Consider the following 18,958-nt stretch of genomic DNA (forward strand, 5'->3'; position numbering starts at 1 on the left):
TGAATGGTACACGCTTTATTTAATCAAATTGCGCCAAAATACGATCTTTTAAACCGTCTCCTCTCTTTTGGTCAGGATCAACTTTGGAGGAAAAAAGTTGCTTCCTTGCTTCCTGAGTCTTCGAATTTACACATTCTGGACGTTGCCACAGGAACGGCCGACTTAGCCATTCAGTTTTTTTCTCAGAATCACCCAGCGGCTCAAGTCATTGGAATCGATATGGCCGAGCAAATGCTTCGATTTGGCCAAAGCAAAATTGAACGCCTAGGGCTTTCCGAGCAAATTCATCTTGAGCCAGGAGACGCACAAAACCTTCGCTTTGAAGATCATACTTTCGACGTCGTCACCAGCGCATTTGGCTTGCGCAACATGCCAAATCGAGAGCAAGCACTCGCCGAGATGATGCGCGTTTTGAAGCCCAACGGTCGTCTCATCGTTCTTGAATTCTCTCTTCCCCCCAACGCTTTGATTCGCCTCTTCTACCTCTTCTATTTTCGCCATATCCTTCCTTATATGGGTGGGCTCATTTCCGGAGACTACCAAGCGTATCGATACCTCAACCGGTCGGTTGAAGAGTTTTCAGAAAAAGTTTTTCACAAGATGCGACGAATTCCGCTCTGCTTTGGAGTGGCAACCATCTATGTCACTGATAAACTGGCTTCGTGACAAGCCAACGCCTCGTTTCTACCTTGGCTCACGAGCAGGGTATGGGATTCGTTTTGAAAGCGATCAGCCGGTCTTAGGATCTTTTGGCTTGCTTCGATTTGATTCAACCAAAGGCTCTGATGCGGATTGGGAACCTTTTGGCAATTCACGTTTCATGGTTCCCATCGAGGTCCAAACTGCGAATCCAGTTCGATCGAACCGAAGGTCCATCGCGAAGCCTCACCAGAATCCAGCCACTTCGATCGAGTCCGATTGGGAGCAACCTTTTCAAGAAGCCTATGAACTCTTAAAAAATCAATCCCTTCGCAAACTCGTTTTAGCTCGCAAAAGAATCTACTCTCTGAGCAGTGAGCCAAATCCATTGGATTTGTTGCAAGGTCTCATCGAAGCCTTTCCCACGTGCACGCCCTACTATTTCGAACCCCAGCCTGGAATCGTCTTTCTAGGCAGCTCTCCAGAGCAACTTTACCGGCGTCAATCTCAAAATTTTTACACCGAAGCTCAAGCGGGAAGCATGCCACGAGGACTCTCACTCGAAGAAGATCAACAAAATCAACAGATTCTTGAAACCAACGACCGATTCATTCATGAACACGAAATCGTCGTGAACAACATTCTTCTTAGCCTTCAAAGCCTCTGCTTAGATTACCGGATCACTCTGAGGCGCGAAGTGGTCAAACTTCCCAACATCATGCACCTTCGAACTCAGTTCCAAGGAGTATTAGCTCCATCGATCACCGATGAACATATTTTAACCGCTCTGCATCCAACCGCTGCTGTTTGCGGATGGCCGATTGTTGAGAGTCGAAAATCCATTTCCCAGATAGAGTCCTTTGATCGTGGATTTTATGCCGGTACAATGGGTTATATCGGTCCTATGGAAAGTGAGTTCTATGTTGCCATACGAGGAGCGCTACTTCACTTTCCGAATTTAAGCGCTTTTGCAGGAGCGGGTCTGGTTCCAGGCTCGATTTCAAATCTGGAATCGAATGAAATTAGCCATAAAATGTCATTTTGGGAAAAACTACTATGAGCTCATCCTATTTCTCACCGATTTCACCCTCAATCCTGCAACACATACGAGATCCCCAAAGCCTTGTTCGAGATCCAAGCCAAGAGATTTATACCAATCGAAGCCTGGATCTCAGTTCCATCGAAGCCATTGGCTTTGATATGGACTATACTCTCGTCAACTATCACAAGAAACCCATGGAACAGCTCCAGTACGAGATGACCCTTGAGTATCTCGTAAAGACATTGGGCTATCCAGCGGATCTGTATCAACTTCAGTACGATCCGAATCTAAGTATTCGAGGATTGGTGGTCGATAAGCGTTATGGCCTTCTTTTAAAAATGGATATGCATGGGCAAGTTTGGAGAGCCAAGCACGGTTATCGAGCGCTCGCCAGCGAAGAAATCAAGGATCTCTATCAAAATCATAAGATCAAAATCACTTCAGACTTCGCTTCGCTCGACACCTTATTTGCGATGCCCGAGGCCTCCTTGTACTGCGATCTCGTCCATTTTTTTCGTCATCAATCTCCGAATTTCGCTCAAATTTTCGAAGATATTCGACACTCGATCGATACGATTCACTCAAATGGTTCGCTCAAATCCATCATTCGAAAAGATTTGCCTCGCTTCATCGAAACACACAACGATATTGCTCTCACGCTTCATAAACTACGTTCATCGGGTAAAAAGCTCTTTCTATTAACCAACAGTCACTTCGACTACACCGAAACCGTGATGAGCTATTTGTTGGGAAACTGGATGCCCTATTTTGATTACGTCATCACAGACAGTCGAAAGCCTGCTTTCTTTACGGAAGGAGCTCCTTTTAAAAAAATATCTGAGAAGTCTTCGCATCCTATCTATGAAGGTGGCAATATTGCTGAATTTGAAGAAATGGCCGGCCTAGTCGGTGGGAAGGTTCTTTACGTAGGCGATCACATCTACGGAGACATTGTGCGAAGCCGCAAAGAAACTCTTTGGAGAACTTGCCTGATCGTCGAAGAGCTTCCACGAGAAATTGAATTATCAATGCGTTTCACACCTGAACTCGATCAACTCAGACAGATTGATCAAGAACGCATCACCCTAGATAAGGAAATTGGCCTTCATCGGGCTCTACTCGCCTATTTGGATTCCACCGGACTTCAGGCAGAGGCCGTTCGACTGCGGAATGAAATGGAGGCCGCCAAAAAACACCTGGGGAGCCTTGATCGCAAAATGGATCTCGTCCAAGACGACCTTGAAAGGCGATTTCATCCATTTTGGGGCGAACTCTTCTACGAACACCACGACTTAAGCCGCTTTGGTTCTCAGGTAAAAGCTTATGCTTGCATCTACACTTCTCGTATTACCAATTTCCTCCCTTACAGCCCCATGCATCATTTCCGAAAGCGAGCCGAGTTGATGAGTCACGATCTGCCATTTCGATTCTAGCGAAATATTGAATCGAACCCTTAACATGGAACACATTTTCGATGGGCAAAGTTTTTGAACAGCTTCAGATCTTGTTCTCGGGCAAATTGAGGAGCTTGAGAAGGACTAGAATAGACTTTTTGCCTAGCTAGAACGTCGTCATTACTTCGTCGGCTAGGCCTCCTCGCAATTGTAGATGTCAAGTAATTCGTTGACAAGAGTTGGCAAATTCCCCTGGGGTCTCTTCCCTGCTAATCCCTGATGAGGACGCAACTTGTTGTAGTATAATAAGTACTTAAAAAGCTCTTTTTTTAAAGAATCAATGGATTCAAAATAGGTTCCTTCAATCAGGTCCTCATTCAACGTCTTCCAAAAGCGCTCTACTTTACCGTTCGTCTGCGGGCGGTAGGGTCTCGTGTAACGATGTTTGATGCCCAATTCCATTAACAATCTTTCAAAAGGATGGTTCTTCTTGCTAGCCGATTTTTGGGGACCAAACTCAGGACTATTATCCGTGATGGCCTCAGCAAATCGAATATCAAAGCGGTCACCTATTTGGTTCAAGCAATGAAGGGTTGAAAACATGACCGATAGCGCTGTGATGTCGTCCATAACCTCAGCCCAAGCCACTCGAGTACAACTGTCAACAACACAAACTAAATCGTAGCGTTTGGGGTCATTGACGACCGTGTCTTTAGATAAGTGATGGCAATCGATGTGCGCAAGCTCGCCCGCTTTTTCCTTGATGATTTTTCGTTTTTCTTCACGCATGGCAGGAGTTTTCCGATTCATCGGATAGCGTTTTAATATTCCATAAATGCAACCAGGTGTTTAGTCCCTGGTTGTGATGGTTTGGTTGAGTCCTGAATGATTGTGGCAGATTTTGCCATGATTTTAAATAAATTCGTAAGGAGTTAGCCCTTTTAGAGTTTTAAGGCGCTTTGCAAAATTACAGGGATTGAGAAAATCCCTGAGGTGCTGACTAAGCTGCTGATGTGTCTGATAGGGATACTTTTTCACTGTCGCTTCTTTAATGGTCCGATTCATCCGTTCTACCTGGCCATTGGTCCATGGGTGATTCACTTGTGTCAGACGATGCTCAATGTCTTCTTGCTGGCAGATCCGATCAAAAATAGGCGTCAATGCCTATTTCTGATCTCCGCGGTTCGTAAACTGAGCACCATGGTCTGTTAAAAGGGTATGGATTTTATAAGGAACAACCTGCACAAGGCGCTTAAGAAACTCGGCAGCTTCTATTTTTCCATACTTTTCCAAGAGTTCAGCGTAGGCAAACTTCGAGGTTCTATCAACCGCTACGAACCTATAAAGTTTACCTTCTTCTGTATGCACTTCCGTAATATCGATATGAAAATAGCCAATGGGATAATTTTTGAATTTCTCTTTCTTGTTTGGCTGCTCGACAGTGCTGGGCAGTCGACTAATCCCATGACGCTAGGCTCGTTTGACTATTTTATATCTCTCGGCACACTGCCTTTGTCGTTCGGGCGCATCCATGAAGTATTTGTCCAGTATTTTCTCCCAAGTTGCTTTTGGCACACCATAGATACCATCGCAGTCTGGGACTAAACATCTAACAATCTCGGCTGTATAAAAACAGCAAATATTCAAAAAAAGCGAGGTTAAGTCAAATCAAATCTCTATTTTTCTCGATCCTCGAAGTGGAAATCGAGCCTTGTTGTCGCTCAACCATATCTGAGCCATCTGCGGGCTTATTCTGAGGCCTTGGATGTATCGGGCTCTTGAAACTGATCATAAGACGGAACGGAACTCGACGCTTTGCTTGCTGATGAGAAGGTTTGTAGGATTCAAGAAGCTTACTTTCGAGCCCAACAAATCCAGATTAAAAAACAAGGATTGCAATTCAAATTTTAAAGGAATAGTGAGGATTTTGACTGAAATGTAGTCCATAGGAGTTCGAAATGAATAAGTCTTTTCTTGTCTTCCTTCATGTGTTTTTCATCTGTTCCGTTTCTCAGGCTGAGCTGGCCGTTCGGCATCCAATTGGTTTTCATGGTGCCTTTAGGACCATCGGCAGTCTGGTTAAGTTGCAAACAAGTCGTTCTCGCTTAAGTCAAAGTTTGTTTGTGTTTCCCCTTTTGTCGAACATCGCTTCGGTTATCCAAGAAGGAGTTGTGAAGACAGAAGAAATAAACAAAGAGGCGAAGCGGAGGCAAGATGAGTTCAAAAGTCTCTTGAAGCGCGAAAAAACGTTTGAAGAGCTTGTCAGAGAACGTAAAGAGCGCATCAAAGAGCTAAGGCGGCAGATTGATGAGGCGCGGCATTCCGTGAAACGAATTGGTGAGGGCCAGTCTGTTGAGGAGATGCAGGCTGAGTTGTATGAGCTTTTGAGAGAACCTGTGAAACTAGGACTTATGTCAGAATCTGATGATGAAGTTGCAGGTGTATTTGATCCGAAGGCAGGAGACCTTGAGCAACCAATTGTTCTGGGTTTTTATGTTGTGCCAGGAATACGGATGGCATCGCACGGGAGCGAACAAAAAGCTTCTGAAAGTGATTTGAATGAAGTCTTAAAAAATGATATAATGCCGTCTCGTACAGGGAAACCACTTGATGGAGTGTCATCGTACAAGCCCCAAACAAAAGAATTGCATCTAGGGGAAGAGCCATCCATGGTGCCTATGATTATACATCGTCCTGTCAGTTCAAAACATTATGCTCTGTACATAGGTAACGGCCTTGTTGTTCACTACTTTCCTGATGAAAGTGCCTCTAATCTTCGTGAGTTGAGCAAATGGGGATCATCGACGCGTGTTCGAGTTGACACATTGGTACGATTTCTTGATGGTGAGCAAACTTTTTTTGAGGTTTTAAGTGATCGCCCAAGCAAACCCGAAGAGACTATTGCCCTAGCTCTTCTAAATCTCGGGCGCGCCAATTGGGGCCTAATCAATGAAAATTGTCATCACCTTGCCTTGTTTTGTGTAAAATACCCAGTCAATGGTCATGAAAATGATCCTTATCTCCACAACTCAGTTGATGAAACAATTGTTGGCTCATTTTCCATATTTTTTTGGAGAGCAATTAGCAATTCGATTAATAGAAATGGTAATTTTTTAGTTTTTAAGAATGGCTCAGAAAATCCCACTCGTGATCTATTTATTGAGGCTGCAAAAAAAATTATGAAGGCTAGAACAGAGTTGGAAGTAAGAAATACTATTGCTGAGTTGCCTAATACAACGACATTACAATGTGAAGGGATGAGACTGACAAAGCCAAAAGGGAAGCGTGAATCTGAGGCAACTTCCAAATCTCCTGTCTCCGATGTCAAAGTTGAACAATCAACCCCAGCATCAGAAGCGGGATACGTTCCTGTTTCCACAGAACAGCCTTCGATGGCCAATATTGACGTTTCGCCTCGCTCTCGAAGGCAATCGGGAGCGGGACACGTTCCTGTTTCCGCAGAACAGCCTTCGATGGCCAATATTGACGTTTCGCCTCGCTCTCGAAGGCAAATTGCCGAAGAACTCTCAAGAAAACCAGTCGCTTTTTCGCAACAGGTTCGTCAACCTGCTACCAATGTGTCTCGATCATTGCGGCACATACAAACCACAGGTCTTACTGTAACGTTTGAGGTTGAGCCTTTACCGTTTTCGATGGATCAAATTAGAATAGATGTCAAGCAATGGGAAGATCACTATACCTGTAGTGTATCCTGTGGAGGGAAAAAGTATACGCGGACAGAAAGAATACCCAATTATACTTCTGGTTATGTAAAGGTAGGAGAAAGGCCAACTTACAAAACAAAATTAGAGGGCAAACGCCTTTACATTACTATAGTGCCTGGGCCGCATGTAAACAATGAAACTTCGGTACGCCGTAATGAGGTCGAGCTTGAACTGCGAAGCGCTGGTGAGCAGATCAAGGGTTTACCAAGGACCATTAAATTGCCGCTTAATTAGGTATTAACGGTTTCGACATGGGCATTGTTCATTGTGTGATGGCGGGCTCTCCCTGAGAGAGCAAACATGCTTCAAACGCTTGTGAGAAGGCTTGTAAAGCGGGATTACGTGTATTTGACTAGATAACTCAGCCTTGGATGATAGGACGGCAAGAACAAAAGTTTTGCTGAGACTGTAAAATAGTTTGTGTAACTGGTCGTGTTATTGATCAAACCGACACTCGATCCCCGGATATCATCTGAAGCGAGCCCAGTATCACTGGCCTGTCTCGCTTGTTTCTGAAAAAGTCTTTTAAACCAATTTTGAGCGCCTCGTCTGTAGGAAAAAAGCCCTTGGCTTTAGTCACTTTTCGAAATGGACGATGCAGCGCTTCCACAGCATTGGTCGTATCAATCATCTTACGGATTTCCTCCCGGAAACAAAGCATGTGGAAAGGTGAGCCAATTATCTCGCCATCCCTTGACTGCACTTCTTGATTTGTCATCCACTTGGTCTCTAGATTTCCAGAGCCGCTTCAGCAAGTTCACGAGAGGAAGCCCCCGGTAGACACACTTTAGATCGGCTACAAACTTTTTCTGGCAACGTGAAGCCAGGTATTTGGGGCTGCTGCGGATTGGGTAAACGATGCAAAGCTGAACCAGAAGTGAGGCCCTCCGCCTCAGACAGCCATAATCCCAATACATCGACTTTTCACTGAGGATTGATTCCGATCACGCTCTTTGGAGACCACTTTCAAATCCATTCTAATTTTGTAGTGAACGGCATCTCTGAAAAGAACCGCATAGACATCATCTAGGGGGTGCCTTGCCATTCCTGAATGCCCTCAAACACTTTATCCGTAATTTTTGAGATGAGCGCGGACGAAACGTCGACTCCCTGAAAGCTTTCAAGCTGAGATTAAATATCTCAAACACTCATGCCCCGAGCATACATACCTGTAATCTATTCTTCCAAAGTAGCATCCGTCTTCTCATAGGGCCTGGGCTTCAAAGTCTTTTCATGAGGTGAATATCCCACATGATGTTCTTGCTCTACCTAAAGAACCTGAATCCCCTTTATTTTTCCACACATTAAGCATCAAAAAAGGTCATACGAGCAAAGCCCTTGGCATGAGATAAACGAAACGGGAATAAGAAATCAAGTTCGGAAATTCTGAACGCAAATGTCGACCGACATAGTCCAAGTACTAGGTCTTAAAATTGCGATATCCTGAGTTCTGAAACAGAATAAGGATTGCCATTATCTGGGTGAGGGATAGTTCTCCTAGACGTCGACGGATTTTCATTGCATTTCATATCCCCAGTTGTTTCTCAAAATCTTCTGGAAGGGCCTGAAAAAATCGCCAACAATGCAAAATATTTCTGTCATCTTGTTTTCTCCTGTGTTGAGTGAGAAAAGCAGGATGATCTTTAAAAACTCCAATGTGAAGAAAAAATCTTTTATTTTTAGCCTGTTGAGAATCTCTTAAACGAAACTCAGGTTAATCTAATAAAAGCTTAAAGAACAGATCCCCAGCTCGATCGACTTTCAGGTCCGAAATGGATTTGAGGCTTTGAATGAGCTGCATCAGAGCCCGACCCGACTGAGATCGAACCGCTTGGGATCGCATGACAAACTCTGAATCACAGACCGGGCAACAGATTTCGCCTTGATCCAATCGTTCGATATAGTCTTTCTCTGTATCGAACAGTCCTTCAAAGCGGTGCCCTGCCTCACATTCAAGCTTTAAGTCATACATGTGTCATTAGTTATGCTTCTCAGCCCGTTTTCGGTCATTTTCTTTTAAATAAATCTTTCGAAATCGAAAATGATTCGGAGTGACTTCAACCAGTTCATCGTCTTCAATGTAATCGATCGCTTGTTCCAGCGTTAACTTTCGTGCCGGAGTCAAAACAATATTTTCATCTTTACCCGCTGCTCGCATATTGGTTAACGCTTTTTCTCGGGTAATATTGACTGGAATATCATTATCTCGACAATGTTCGCCAACAATCATTCCTTCATAGGTATCTTCATTCGACTCCACCAATAAGACGCCTCTTTCTTGCAATGAAAAGCAAGCATAAGGAGTCACTCGACCTTGATTCATGGAAATCATGACACCGTTTTTACGTTTGGGAATCTCACCCTTCCAAGGAACAAAATCTTCAAAAATATTGGTCAGAATTCCTTCCCCCCGCGTCATGGTTAGAAAGTCGTGCCTGAACCCCATGAGGCCTCGAGTAGGAATCAAAAACTCCATTCGGGTAATCTTGTGTTCGTTGGTATCAAAACTTTGCATCTCTCCTTTACGCTTCGCTAAAGCATCGATCACGGCCCCTGAATTCTCTTCCGGAACTTCAACGTAGACGCGTTCCAAGGCTTCATGCAAAATTCCGTTGATTTGCTTGGTAATCACTTTTGGTTTGGATATGCAAAATTCGTAGCTTTCTCGACGCATTGCTTCAATCAAAACGGCTAAGTGCAACTCTCCTCGCCCAGACACCCGCATGCTTTCTTGCGAATCTGGCAGTTCTTCAATTCGAAGCGTAATATTGGCCTTCTTTTCCTTATTCAAACGATCCCGAATCTTGTTCATGGTGATATTTTTGCCATCTTGTCCAGCAAAAGGGCCTGAATTCACCATAAAGTTAACCGAGATGGTCGGCTCTTCGACTCGCAAAGCCGGCAAAACTTGAACATGGTCTGGATCGGATAGAGTATCTCCAATCAAAACATCGGGAACCCCATAGAGATTCACGATATCGCCAGCACCTGCTTCTTCTATGTCCACTTGCTGGATTCCATGATAGCCTTTGATTCGAGTCAGTCGAAGCGTCTTTTGCTCACCTTGAGCAGTCACGTGTGTGACAGCCGTTCCCTTTCGAACGGTTCCATGCAGAATACGCCCACAAGCTCCACGGCCTAAATATTCATCGTAGGGAGCCGTCGCCACTTGCATCAAAAAGGGTTTATCCAATTCACCGCCCGGAGCTGGAACTGCATCCACAATGAGCTGAAGCAAAGGCGCCAAGCTGTCCCTGGGATCGTCTAAAGACTTGCAAGCATAGCCTGATAAACCAGACGCATAGATATACGGAAAGTTTAATTGCTCATCGTTTGCCGAGAGTTCGACAAATAAATCAAAAGTCTCACTCAAAACACGGTCTGGATCCGCATGCGGGCGATCGACTTTGTTAATAATCACCAAAGGACGCAATCCTCGTTTCAGCGCCTGACTCAAGACGTAACGTGTTTGCGGCATAGGACCCTCTCGCGCATCCACCAATAAGAGCACAGAGTTCACCATATCCAAGACTCGTTCAACCTCGCCTGAGAAATCGGCGTGTCCCGGTGTATCGATAATATTGACTTTATAATCGCCAAAGGAAATCGAGCAATGTTTTGCAAAAATCGTAATCCCGCGCTCTCGTTCTTGGTCATAGGAATCCATGACGCGCTCCGGTACCGCTTGATTCTCTCGAAATACTGCGGACTGCTTTAAAAGCCCATCCAAAAGGGTTGTCTTTCCATGGTCAATATGAGCAATGATCGCAACATTGCGAATTTTATCCGGAGTTATTTGGGTCATAGAAGCGGCACCCTAACAAAATGGCGCAGTTATGCAATGCGCTACTGATGAAATCAGGGCAACCGTAAAGTCGTCGTAGTCGCCTTTATTGCGGAGCAGGAGCGGGAATGGCCGATGGGGGCTTTAGCTATCTTCTACTTTGCTGATTCTTTCAGAACCTCTACGGCCACATGAAATAGTTTTGAGCTCAGCACACGGCTAAACTCTAGCAAACGATTTCGCTGATCCGCTGAGAATACATTGCTTTTCAACAAACGCTCCCACTCTTCTTCCGAGATACTTCGAGATTGATTTTCCAAATTTAGGATGAGGCTGCTCAAATTCCGTATTTTTTTATCCTGATCGTAAGCAAGAGCTTGCTTACGAATAATCGTTTCCGCTAAAAGAGCTTTGCCTTTGCGCTCATTCAGATTTTCTGAGACCACCTGAGATAAATCATCAATATTATACAAATAAACGCCATCAATTTGAACAATATCTGGGTCAATATTGCGCGGCACACCAATATCAATCACAAAAAGTGGACGATAGCGGCGTAGCCTCATGATGGAACGCAGTGCGTTTGCTGTGACTAAATAAGCCTGGGTCGTAGCAGAAGCAACGAGTAAATCCGGTTCGAGAAGATCTTGCTGCAGCGAAAAATCGGTTCCGACGGATTGGATCTGCGTCCCTTTTTCTTTGAAATGAGAAGCCGCTAACGAGCCCATTTCCCCACGTCCTAAGAGCAAGCACTTGAGAGAACTTAAATCTCCAAATACTTTCTCAGCCAGCTGAACTGCAGCATAAGAAACTGTGACTGGATTTTTGCCCAACTCTGTTTGAAAGCGAATCTTTTTGGCAGCATGAAAAGCTTGGGAAAATACCCGGGTTAGTTTGGGTCCGGCAGTCCCACTTTCTTGAGCCCTTTTAAACGCCGATTTGACCTGCCCAAGGATTTGCGGTTCTCCAATCACCAGCGAATCCAGCGAAGAAGCGACTCGCATCAACTGAGTAAAAGCGTGTTGACCTTGATAGCAGTACCAATGCGGCGCCAATATTTGAGCTGGTATTCGGTGGTAGTCCGTCACAAAATCTTGTAAGGCTGCTTCGGCAAAATCTTTGTGACCTTGAGCGTAGATTTCAATGCGATTGCATGTGCTCACAATCGCAGCCTCATCAACATACTCGGAAGCGACAGCTTGCAACAAAGCCTCGTTTAAGCGTTCACTGGAAAAAGAAAGCCGCTCTCGAAGTTCCACCGGGGTTTTTTGGTGATTAATTCCTAAACACAGAAAGTCAGAGCCCATAATGCTGGCTCCAATGAAAATAATTCAAAAGGAAAAAACCGAGAAGCATGGCCATACTTCCAGATAAACTGACAAAAACCGCTTTTCGTCCACGCCAACCAGCCTGCCAACGAGCCAATAAGACGAAAGCAAAGAGTAGCCATACGCAAACGGACCAAAGCTGGCGCGGATCGAGGTACCAATATGGTCCCCAGGTCTGATAGGCCAATATCGAGCCTGCAAACATTCCCAATGTCATCAAAACAAACGCCACAAACAATAGAAAAAGCCCGAACTGATCCATCTTGTGAAGCGAAGGCAATGAACCGATTCGCTTTTTACGCTTCAGGTTTGCATCTTGCCTCAAATACAAAATCGAGATGAGCGCCGAGAGCACCAAAAACACATCGGAAGCAAGCGATGAAAGGAGGTGTATCCAAAGCAAATGGGCCTCACAACAAAGCAAACGCCACCTCCGCAGCATGCAGAGTTTTAGCAATATCTTCCTTCGTGTGAGCAGAGCTCATGAAACCTGCTTCATACGCACTTGGAGCGAAATAGACACCTCGCTTCAACATCTGATGAAAAAACTGAGCATATCGCACAGGATCCACATAGCGCTTCGCTTCTTCATAGTTGGTCACTCGACCCGGCTCTTTTAAAAAGTAGATGCCAAACAGGGTGCCGATCGAACTGATTTGAACCAAGATCCCTCGCCGACTTGCAAGTTCATTCAAGCCCTCTACGAATTCACGACAAAGCTGAGAAGTGTATTCAAATCTTCCCTCCGATAACCAAGCTCTCAGAGTGGATAAACCAGCAGCCATGCCAAGGGGATTTCCAGAAAGCGTACCCGCTTGATACATATTTCCAACAGGAGCCACCTGCTCCATAATCTCCTGACGAGCACCATACGCTGCCACGGGCAAGCCCCCACCAATCACCTTACCCAAACACGTAATATCCGCTTGAACATCGAAATGGGTTTGAGCCCCTGGAATCGCTGCACGAAATCCAGTCATCACTTCGTCTATAATCAGTAAAGCTCCGTGCTCATCGCAAAGCCGGCGTAAGCCACTTAAAAAATCATGCTGAGGCAACACCAAACCCATATTGCCCGCAACCGGTTCAACGATGATGCCAGCTATCTGACCTGGATGCGCTTCAAACAAAGTTTCAACGGATTTCAAATGATTGTATTGAGCAACCAAGGTGTCTTGAACCGAATGCAGGGTCACTCCAGAGCAAGCCGATAGGCTTAAGGTCGCCAGACCGCTACCGGCTTGCGCCAACAACATATCTGCATGCCCGTGATAATTCCCCGAAAATTTGATGATTTTATCTCGTCGAGTAAAAGCACGAGCCAGTCGGATGGCGCTCATCGTTGCTTCGGTGCCACTGTTGACAAAGCGAACTTGATCCATCGAAGAGAAAAGGGACACCAGCAATGCCGCCAATTCCGTCTCTGCTCGAGTGGGGGCACCAAAACTGGTGCCATTTTGCGCCGACTGAACAACGGATTCGACCACCGTAGGAAAAGCATGACCTAAGACCAAAGGCCCCCAGGAAAGGACGTAATCTACATATTGATTGCCTTCCACATCAATCAAAAAAGCCCCTTGACCCTTTTCAATAAATATCGGTGTTCCACCCACTGAGTGAAAGGCTCTGACAGGACTATTCACTCCACCTGGAATCAGGCTTTGAGCTTGCTCAAAGCAGCGCTCGTTGGTTAACCGATCATTCATTAGTTGGCTCCCATTTGGCTAAATTCCAGGCGCTATTAAAAAATTGCCATTCATAGCGAACTGCTAAAGCATAAGCTTCTAACATTCGATCCCATACAGACAAATCGACTTTCAGAGCCTCTTGATTCATGATCGCCCGAATCTCTTGAACACTGTTCTTGAAATCGGATGAAGACCAAGCATCCATCCACGACTGATAGGGATTATCGCTCACAGGATGCTGAAGCATCCAATCCGCCACTCGTTCGTAAACAGTGTAACAAGGTGTCATTGCGGAAAGTCCAACTGCAAAAGAAAAGAAAGCCGAAGATAGCTCAAAATCCGAATAGGCTTGGCAGCTAGGACATTGTTGCGAATCATGTTCGCTTCCCGTCGCGCCGTATTCAAGAGAATCGATCGCCGCTTTCGTTAAAAATTTCTTAACGGTTACATTGTGCGTGCGAATCGACAAAGCCGAGAGAACGTCTGCGTAACGGGTGCTGTAAAGTCGATCTTGTTGTTTGTAGTAGCGGTAATTTTCAACTTTAAGAGTTCCATTTGCCAGAGTTTGAACGAAAGGATGGTTTAAAATGCGAATCAACAAAGGCTCTGTTCTTTGGTCTGCAAGATCCATAAAATTCGACCCAAAAGCACTGAAAGCCATCAAGCTGAATAACCATGCGCAACGGGTAGAGCTTAATTTCATGCCAATCTTCCCTTCATCCTAGGATCTTCCAATGATGACAAACAGGGCCGGCTCCGGCACCTATCGAATACGGACTTGAGCGATTCATGGCCCCATTCAAATAGGATTTTGCGAGGGCTACAGCTTCACTGAGAGGATGTCCGAACGCAACATAGCACGCAATGGCTGCAGATAGAGTACAGCCTGTTCCATGAGTGTTGCGGGTTCGAATCCAAGAAGAACGAAAATAGGTTCCTTGAGTTTTACCAAATTTCAGCAAATAATCCTCTGCGTGATCAAAGGTACGCGTATTCCGATGACCCCCTTTGATCAGCACAGCCTTAGGTCCTATTGAAAGAATCTTATGTGCCATGCTCTCGACGTGATGCTCGCCAACCAAAGCAGTCGCTTCGTCAAGATTAGGCGTCAGAAGATAGGCTCTGGGAAATAAATACTCTCTCAAAGCGAGTATGGCATCGTTTTCAAGAAGACGATGCCCGGATTGTGAAATCATCACCGGGTCAATCACCACTGGAATCGCTGGGTAACGCTTCAAACAATTGGCTACGATCTCAACCACATTGGCGTTGTAAAGCATTCCCAATTTAATGGCATCAGCCCCAATATCCTCCAGGACCGCTTCGATTTGTTCTTGAATGAAACTAGGCTCGACCGGAAAAACCCCTTTAACGCCTCTTGTATTTTGAGAAGTCAAAGCTGTAATGGCAGTTGCTCCGTAGCAGCCAATGGCCGAAATGGTCTTAAGATCGGCTTGAATTCCGGCTCCCCCACCAGAATCGGAGCCAGCGATCGTTAAGACACGCTTCATACCACAAGGGCCTTGGCAGCCTCGCAGGGAGATGAAGAACGACAGATTGCGCTTACAACGGCTACTCCATCCGCTCCAGCATTCAAAACTTCATGAATATTGCCGCGGTTCACTCCACCCACTGCGATCAATCGATGCCGACTGATGGAACGGGCTTTCCGAACGCCTTCCAAGCCAAAAGGTGCCTTTGTGTCCTCTTTGGTATGTGTTTCGAAAACAGGGCTTAAGGCCAGATAGGCAACCTCAAGCGGTTCCGCTTGCTCGACATCTTTCAGCGTTTCGGCTGTCAAACCGATGATCATATGAGCCGGCAAAATCCGGCGAGCCACTTCGTAAGGCAAATCAGACTGCCCGATATGAACTCCATCCGCACCGATGGCCAAAGCAATATCAACGCGATCATTCACGACCATCGGAACCTGCAATTCCCGGCATACTTGCCTGACAATAAGACCTTGTTCGTAAAAATCGCGATCGTTGTAGTACTTGTCTCGCCACTGAACCAAGGTAACCCCCCCGCGGACCGCTTCCCTAATCAGGGCAGGTAAATCTGCATGAGGCTCTAAAACCAATTGTAATTTCATAAACACTCCACTGCTAACAATGACTTGACTATTTCTTCATCCAAATTTGCTAAAACATCCAGAAAGACTGTTTGATAGCTTCCTAGACCACAGCCCGTTGAAGCTGCTTTCTCACCTGCAATGCAAATCGAAGCCATTGCATGAAGAGAGGCTGAAAACAAAACGGGTTGAACAGCACAAAAAGCCGCTATCATGGCAGAGGCTAAGCAGCCCATGCCCGTGATACGAGCCATCATCGCTGTTCCATTGTAAAGTCGAGCGGTTCCTTGGCTCTGAACGATTAAATCATCCGGACCACTAACCACCACGACACAACCATATTGCTGATTGATTGAATAGGCGTACTCCAGCGCTTCGGCTGGCAACAACGAAGTCTCAACTCCTCGAGTCGTTGATTTCCCTCCCGCTAATGCAGCGACTTCAGAAGGATTTCCACGAACCACACAAACGCCTCCGATTTCAAGCAACTCCTGAACAATCCGGGTTCTGCAGGGTGTGGCACCTGCTCCAACCGGGTCTAGAACCACAGGCTTTCCAAGTTGAGACGCTTGACGAAGTGCGCGCTTCATGACTCCAACCATCATTCGATCGGCTGTGCCGATATTTAAGACCAGCGAATCTGAAGAAGCGACGAGTTCCTCTATTTCCTCTTCTGCCTGCGACATCACAGGTGCAGCCCCTATGGCTAACAATCCATTCGCAACCCAACCCGCAGAAACAAAGTTAGTTAAATTTAAGACCAGCGGCTTGTTGCGCCTTACCAACTCCAAATCACGAACAATCGAATGAAAATCCAAATTCATATCGCAGCCATACAGATGTAATTCTCTTCGAGCAAGCCCATGGCTGTCGCAATTCCTCAAAAAAAACAACCCTCCATTGCAATCCTAATATTGCATCTGGCATGATGGAAGCAATGATAACAAATCTCCTCGCTGCGCGTTCGCAAATGGGCTTATCCTTGGGATTCCACATTATCTTTGCCATTTGCGGCATCGGAATGCCTCTACTCATGTGCATTGCGGAGTGGGTCTACCTCAGGACCAACAACCTACTTTACTTGACTTTGGCCAAACGCTGGTCACAAGGTACGGCAATTATGTTTGCGGTGGGAGCCGTATCCGGAACTGTTCTATCCTTTGAACTTGGCTTACTTTGGCCAACCTTCATGAAGTTCGCCGGTCCTGTCATTGGAATGCCTTTTTCTCTAGAAGGCTTTGCATTTTTCTTGGAAGCCATCTTTCTCGGAATCTATCTCTACGGATGGGAAAAAATCTCAACGAGAGCGCATTGGTTAACAGGAGTGATGGTCCTGATCAGCGGCACGAGTTCTGCGATTTTAGTGGTTGCAGCAAACGGTTGGATGAACACCCCAACGGGCATCACGATTCAAAATGGAGTCGTTACGCACTTTGATCCCTTCGAAGCGATGAATAACCCAGCCTGGCTGCCTCAGTCGTTGCATATGGTTCTAGCAGCTTATGCTTCGATGGGATTTTTTGCGGCAGGGATTCACGCCATCGGACTCCTGAAGAAACCCGAGAATCTGTTTCACCAGACAGGGCTTCGGGTCGCCTTCTGGGTCGGCGCAGTGACGATTCCCTTGCAACTTGCAAGCGGCCATTTAAGCGCCATGCATGTGGCTCAATACCAGCCCATGAAACTTGCGGCCATGGAAGGGCAATGGAAAACAGAAGCAGGAGCCCCTCTGCGAATCTTCGGCTGGCCCAATGAGAAAGAGCAAAGAACCGAGTTCGCGATCGAGATACCGAAAATGCTGAGCTTTCTAGCCTATGAAAACCCGGATGCAGTCGTCCGAGGCATCGCAGACTTCCCCGTCGATGAGCGCCCTCCCATTTGGCCCATTCATGTAAGCTTTCAAGTCATGATCTTCGCAGGTATGGCCATGCTGGCAACAGCCTTGCTCGGAGTATTTTTGCACGGAAAGAAAAAATCTTTTGAATCGACTCCTTGGTTTTTAAAGTTACTGGCTTTGTGCTCTCCCATGGGTTTCATCGCGGTGGAAGCAGGCTGGATGGTGACAGAAATCGGTCGACAACCTTGGATTATCTGGCATACGATGAGAACCAGTGAAGCTTTAACGCCAATGCCATATCTTCAAATTCCATTTTTATTTTTTACAGGTCTGTATGGCATTTTGTCATTCATTGTTGTCTACTTGCTTCGAAAGAGGGTGTTTCATGTGGACGCCTGAGTATTTACTGGCGGCGGTTTTATGGATCGCCTTGTGCATCTACATGCTCACAGCAGGAGCTGATTTTGGAGGAGGAATCCTGGATCTTCTCTCATTTGGACCACACCGGGCAGAAAAAAGAAAGCTGATCGCAAATCAGATCGCGCCCATTTGGGAATCGAACCATATTTGGCTAATTATCATCGTGGTTCTTCTATTTGTGTGTTTTCCACTCGTTTTTGAAACCATCAGCATTGTTCTCCACATTCCACTGACACTGGTGCTTGTGGGGATTATTCTAAGAGGGTGTTCATTCATCTTTCGTGCATACGACCTTCCGAACAGCCAAACTCAAAAGACTTGGGGCTTTATCTTTGGAATTGCCAGCCTATTGACACCTTTCATGCTGGGAATCTGCTTAGCCACCATTGCATCTGGCCAAATACCGACTCTGCCCTCACCCACCTTCATTGACGGTTCCTGGGGAACTTCAAGGCAGATCATTGATCAAGATTTTTATTTTTATTTTATCGGGCCATGGCTTCAGAAATTTCCGGTGATCATCGGATTTTTAACTCTCAGCCTATGCGGCCTGCTATCCTCACTTTATCTTGTTCTGCGCGCCAATTCCGAAAAGCTCAAAAATGATTTTCGGAAATTTGGAATTCTCTTTGAAGTCTTGACAGCGGTCTCGCTTTTAATAGCTATTTTTACATCTCGAACGGATGCCCCGAGGCTCCACGAGGCTCTTCTTTATGAAGATTGGTCTCTTGCTTTACAGGCCCTGACATTTCTAAGCGCAATTGTCTTGTTTTCGGCTTTGCGCAAGGGCTATGACCGAGTTGCGCAATTAGCTGGCATCAGTCAAGTCCTTCTTGTTCTTTTAGGGTGGGCGCTCGGGCAATTTCCCTATCTGATCGTAGATACTCATACCATCTTAGATAGCGCCGCTTCACGTGCGATTCTAAACCCAGTTTTAATTGCTTTAGGTGTTGGAGCCTGTGCCTTGATTCCTTCTTTCATCTGGCTCTATCGCCTGTTTTCACCCACCAAGCCGGTTTGAAATCAG

At 45.8% G+C, this 18,958-nt stretch carries 19 protein-coding genes; 6 read left to right on the top strand and 13 right to left on the bottom strand.

Going from position 1 to position 18,958, the window contains the following annotated elements:
- The first annotated feature begins 3 nt into the window (after positions 1 to 3).
- Genes ubiE through I8H75_02510 form a run of 3 tightly spaced genes read left to right on the top strand, consistent with a single transcriptional unit; the run spans position 4 to position 3,114 of the window.
- A complete protein-coding gene (gene ubiE, locus I8H75_02500) occupies positions 4 to 666 on the top strand; it encodes a bifunctional demethylmenaquinone methyltransferase/2-methoxy-6-polyprenyl-1,4-benzoquinol methylase UbiE (protein MBH2006206.1) in 663 nt (220 codons plus the stop codon).
- On the top strand, positions 641 to 1,699 hold the full coding sequence (locus I8H75_02505) for an isochorismate synthase (GenBank protein MBH2006207.1): 1,059 nt from the start codon (positions 641 to 643) through the stop codon (positions 1,697 to 1,699). Before ubiE ends, I8H75_02505 begins: the two co-directional genes overlap by 26 nt.
- A complete protein-coding gene (locus I8H75_02510; GenBank protein ID MBH2006208.1) occupies positions 1,696 to 3,114 on the top strand; it encodes an HAD-IG family 5'-nucleotidase in 1,419 nt (472 codons plus the stop codon). Before I8H75_02505 ends, I8H75_02510 begins: the two co-directional genes overlap by 4 nt.
- A gap of 153 nt (positions 3,115 to 3,267) precedes the next feature.
- Here I8H75_02510 and I8H75_02515 read toward each other — a convergent pair whose 3' ends face one another.
- From I8H75_02515 to I8H75_02525, 3 genes are all read right to left on the bottom strand, one after another.
- Positions 3,268 to 3,810, bottom strand: coding sequence for a transposase family protein (locus I8H75_02515; protein ID MBH2006209.1), 543 nt, complete (start codon positions 3,808 to 3,810; stop codon positions 3,268 to 3,270).
- A 177-nt stretch (positions 3,811 to 3,987) separates the two neighbouring features.
- On the bottom strand, positions 3,988 to 4,236 hold the full coding sequence (locus I8H75_02520; protein MBH2006210.1) for a transposase: 249 nt from the start codon (positions 4,234 to 4,236) through the stop codon (positions 3,988 to 3,990).
- A gap of 3 nt (positions 4,237 to 4,239) precedes the next feature.
- Complete coding sequence (locus I8H75_02525) at positions 4,240 to 4,443, bottom strand: hypothetical protein (GenBank protein MBH2006211.1); 204 nt, start codon at positions 4,441 to 4,443, stop codon at positions 4,240 to 4,242.
- A 590-nt stretch (positions 4,444 to 5,033) separates the two neighbouring features.
- Between I8H75_02525 and I8H75_02530 the strand changes: the two genes are divergently transcribed.
- On the top strand, positions 5,034 to 7,034 hold the full coding sequence (locus I8H75_02530) for a lecithin retinol acyltransferase family protein (GenBank protein ID MBH2006212.1): 2,001 nt from the start codon (positions 5,034 to 5,036) through the stop codon (positions 7,032 to 7,034).
- 208 nt (positions 7,035 to 7,242) lie between these two features.
- Here I8H75_02530 and I8H75_02535 read toward each other — a convergent pair whose 3' ends face one another.
- From I8H75_02535 to thiM, 10 genes are all read right to left on the bottom strand, one after another.
- Positions 7,243 to 7,518: a transposase gene (locus tag I8H75_02535; GenBank protein ID MBH2006213.1), complete on the bottom strand. Its 276-nt coding sequence runs from the start codon at positions 7,516 to 7,518 to the stop codon at positions 7,243 to 7,245.
- A gap of 996 nt (positions 7,519 to 8,514) precedes the next feature.
- Positions 8,515 to 8,772 (bottom strand): DUF1178 family protein, encoded by a 258-nt coding sequence (locus I8H75_02540; protein ID MBH2006214.1) that lies wholly within the window; start codon positions 8,770 to 8,772, stop codon positions 8,515 to 8,517.
- A 6-nt stretch (positions 8,773 to 8,778) separates the two neighbouring features.
- The gene (gene typA / locus I8H75_02545) at positions 8,779 to 10,605 is read right to left on the bottom strand and encodes a translational GTPase TypA (protein ID MBH2006215.1); all 1,827 of its coding nucleotides are present in this window, start codon (positions 10,603 to 10,605) and stop codon (positions 8,779 to 8,781) included.
- Positions 10,606 to 10,739: 134 nt separating this feature from the next.
- Complete coding sequence (hemA, locus tag I8H75_02550) at positions 10,740 to 11,891, bottom strand: glutamyl-tRNA reductase (protein ID MBH2006216.1); 1,152 nt, start codon at positions 11,889 to 11,891, stop codon at positions 10,740 to 10,742.
- The gene (gene ccsA, locus I8H75_02555; protein ID MBH2006217.1) at positions 11,881 to 12,315 is read right to left on the bottom strand and encodes a cytochrome c biogenesis protein CcsA; all 435 of its coding nucleotides are present in this window, start codon (positions 12,313 to 12,315) and stop codon (positions 11,881 to 11,883) included. Before ccsA ends, hemA begins: the two co-directional genes overlap by 11 nt.
- A 7-nt stretch (positions 12,316 to 12,322) precedes the next feature.
- Entirely contained in the window at positions 12,323 to 13,618 is a 1,296-nt protein-coding gene (gene hemL, locus I8H75_02560; GenBank protein ID MBH2006218.1) for a glutamate-1-semialdehyde 2,1-aminomutase, read from the bottom strand.
- Complete coding sequence (locus I8H75_02565; GenBank protein ID MBH2006219.1) at positions 13,611 to 14,303, bottom strand: TenA family protein; 693 nt, start codon at positions 14,301 to 14,303, stop codon at positions 13,611 to 13,613. Before I8H75_02565 ends, hemL begins: the two co-directional genes overlap by 8 nt.
- Positions 14,304 to 14,316: 13 nt before the next feature.
- Positions 14,317 to 15,111: a bifunctional hydroxymethylpyrimidine kinase/phosphomethylpyrimidine kinase gene (gene thiD, locus I8H75_02570; GenBank protein MBH2006220.1), complete on the bottom strand. Its 795-nt coding sequence runs from the start codon at positions 15,109 to 15,111 to the stop codon at positions 14,317 to 14,319.
- Positions 15,108 to 15,695 carry a thiamine phosphate synthase gene (thiE, locus tag I8H75_02575; protein ID MBH2006221.1) on the bottom strand — a complete coding sequence of 196 codons (588 nt, stop codon included), beginning with the start codon at positions 15,693 to 15,695 and terminating at the stop codon, positions 15,108 to 15,110. The genes thiD and thiE overlap by 4 nt, the downstream gene beginning before the upstream one ends.
- A complete protein-coding gene (gene thiM / locus I8H75_02580; GenBank protein MBH2006222.1) occupies positions 15,692 to 16,498 on the bottom strand; it encodes a hydroxyethylthiazole kinase in 807 nt (268 codons plus the stop codon). The genes thiE and thiM overlap by 4 nt, the downstream gene beginning before the upstream one ends.
- 146 nt (positions 16,499 to 16,644) lie before the next feature.
- On the opposite strand from thiM, the gene I8H75_02585 reads away from it, so the two are divergent.
- The gene (locus I8H75_02585; GenBank protein ID MBH2006223.1) at positions 16,645 to 17,910 is read left to right on the top strand and encodes a cytochrome ubiquinol oxidase subunit I; all 1,266 of its coding nucleotides are present in this window, start codon (positions 16,645 to 16,647) and stop codon (positions 17,908 to 17,910) included.
- Positions 17,897 to 18,952: a cytochrome d ubiquinol oxidase subunit II gene (locus I8H75_02590; GenBank protein ID MBH2006224.1), complete on the top strand. Its 1,056-nt coding sequence runs from the start codon at positions 17,897 to 17,899 to the stop codon at positions 18,950 to 18,952. Before I8H75_02585 ends, I8H75_02590 begins: the two co-directional genes overlap by 14 nt.
- Positions 18,953 to 18,958 lie beyond the last annotated feature (6 nt).

The sequence above is a fragment of the Myxococcaceae bacterium genome (assembly GCA_016000045.1).
Lineage (GTDB): Bacteria > Myxococcota > UBA727 > UBA727 > JABDBI01 > AER2-1.

Bases quoted from the DNA above. Each gene is read 5' to 3' on its own strand.
- thiE (MBH2006221.1), bottom strand. From the start codon at position 15,695: ATGAAATTACAATTGGTTTTAGAGCCTCATGCAGATTTACCTGCCCTG.
- I8H75_02540 (MBH2006214.1), bottom strand. From the start codon at position 8,772: ATGTATGACTTAAAGCTTGAATGTGAGGCAGGGCACCGCTTTGAAGGA.
- I8H75_02505 (MBH2006207.1), top strand. From the start codon at position 641: ATGTCACTGATAAACTGGCTTCGTGACAAGCCAACGCCTCGTTTCTAC.
- I8H75_02590 (MBH2006224.1), top strand. From the start codon at position 17,897: ATGTGGACGCCTGAGTATTTACTGGCGGCGGTTTTATGGATCGCCTTG.
- I8H75_02565 (MBH2006219.1), bottom strand. From the start codon at position 14,303: ATGAAATTAAGCTCTACCCGTTGCGCATGGTTATTCAGCTTGATGGCT.
- typA (MBH2006215.1), bottom strand. From the start codon at position 10,605: ATGACCCAAATAACTCCGGATAAAATTCGCAATGTTGCGATCATTGCT.
- hemA (MBH2006216.1), bottom strand. From the start codon at position 11,891: ATGGGCTCTGACTTTCTGTGTTTAGGAATTAATCACCAAAAAACCCCG.
- I8H75_02510 (MBH2006208.1), top strand. From the start codon at position 1,696: ATGAGCTCATCCTATTTCTCACCGATTTCACCCTCAATCCTGCAACAC.
- I8H75_02535 (MBH2006213.1), bottom strand. From the start codon at position 7,518: ATGACAAATCAAGAAGTGCAGTCAAGGGATGGCGAGATAATTGGCTCA.
- ubiE (MBH2006206.1), top strand. From the start codon at position 4: ATGGTACACGCTTTATTTAATCAAATTGCGCCAAAATACGATCTTTTA.
- I8H75_02585 (MBH2006223.1), top strand. From the start codon at position 16,645: ATGGGCTTATCCTTGGGATTCCACATTATCTTTGCCATTTGCGGCATC.
- thiM (MBH2006222.1), bottom strand. From the start codon at position 16,498: ATGAATTTGGATTTTCATTCGATTGTTCGTGATTTGGAGTTGGTAAGG.
- I8H75_02530 (MBH2006212.1), top strand. From the start codon at position 5,034: ATGAATAAGTCTTTTCTTGTCTTCCTTCATGTGTTTTTCATCTGTTCC.
- thiD (MBH2006220.1), bottom strand. From the start codon at position 15,111: ATGAAGCGTGTCTTAACGATCGCTGGCTCCGATTCTGGTGGGGGAGCC.
- hemL (MBH2006218.1), bottom strand. From the start codon at position 13,618: ATGAATGATCGGTTAACCAACGAGCGCTGCTTTGAGCAAGCTCAAAGC.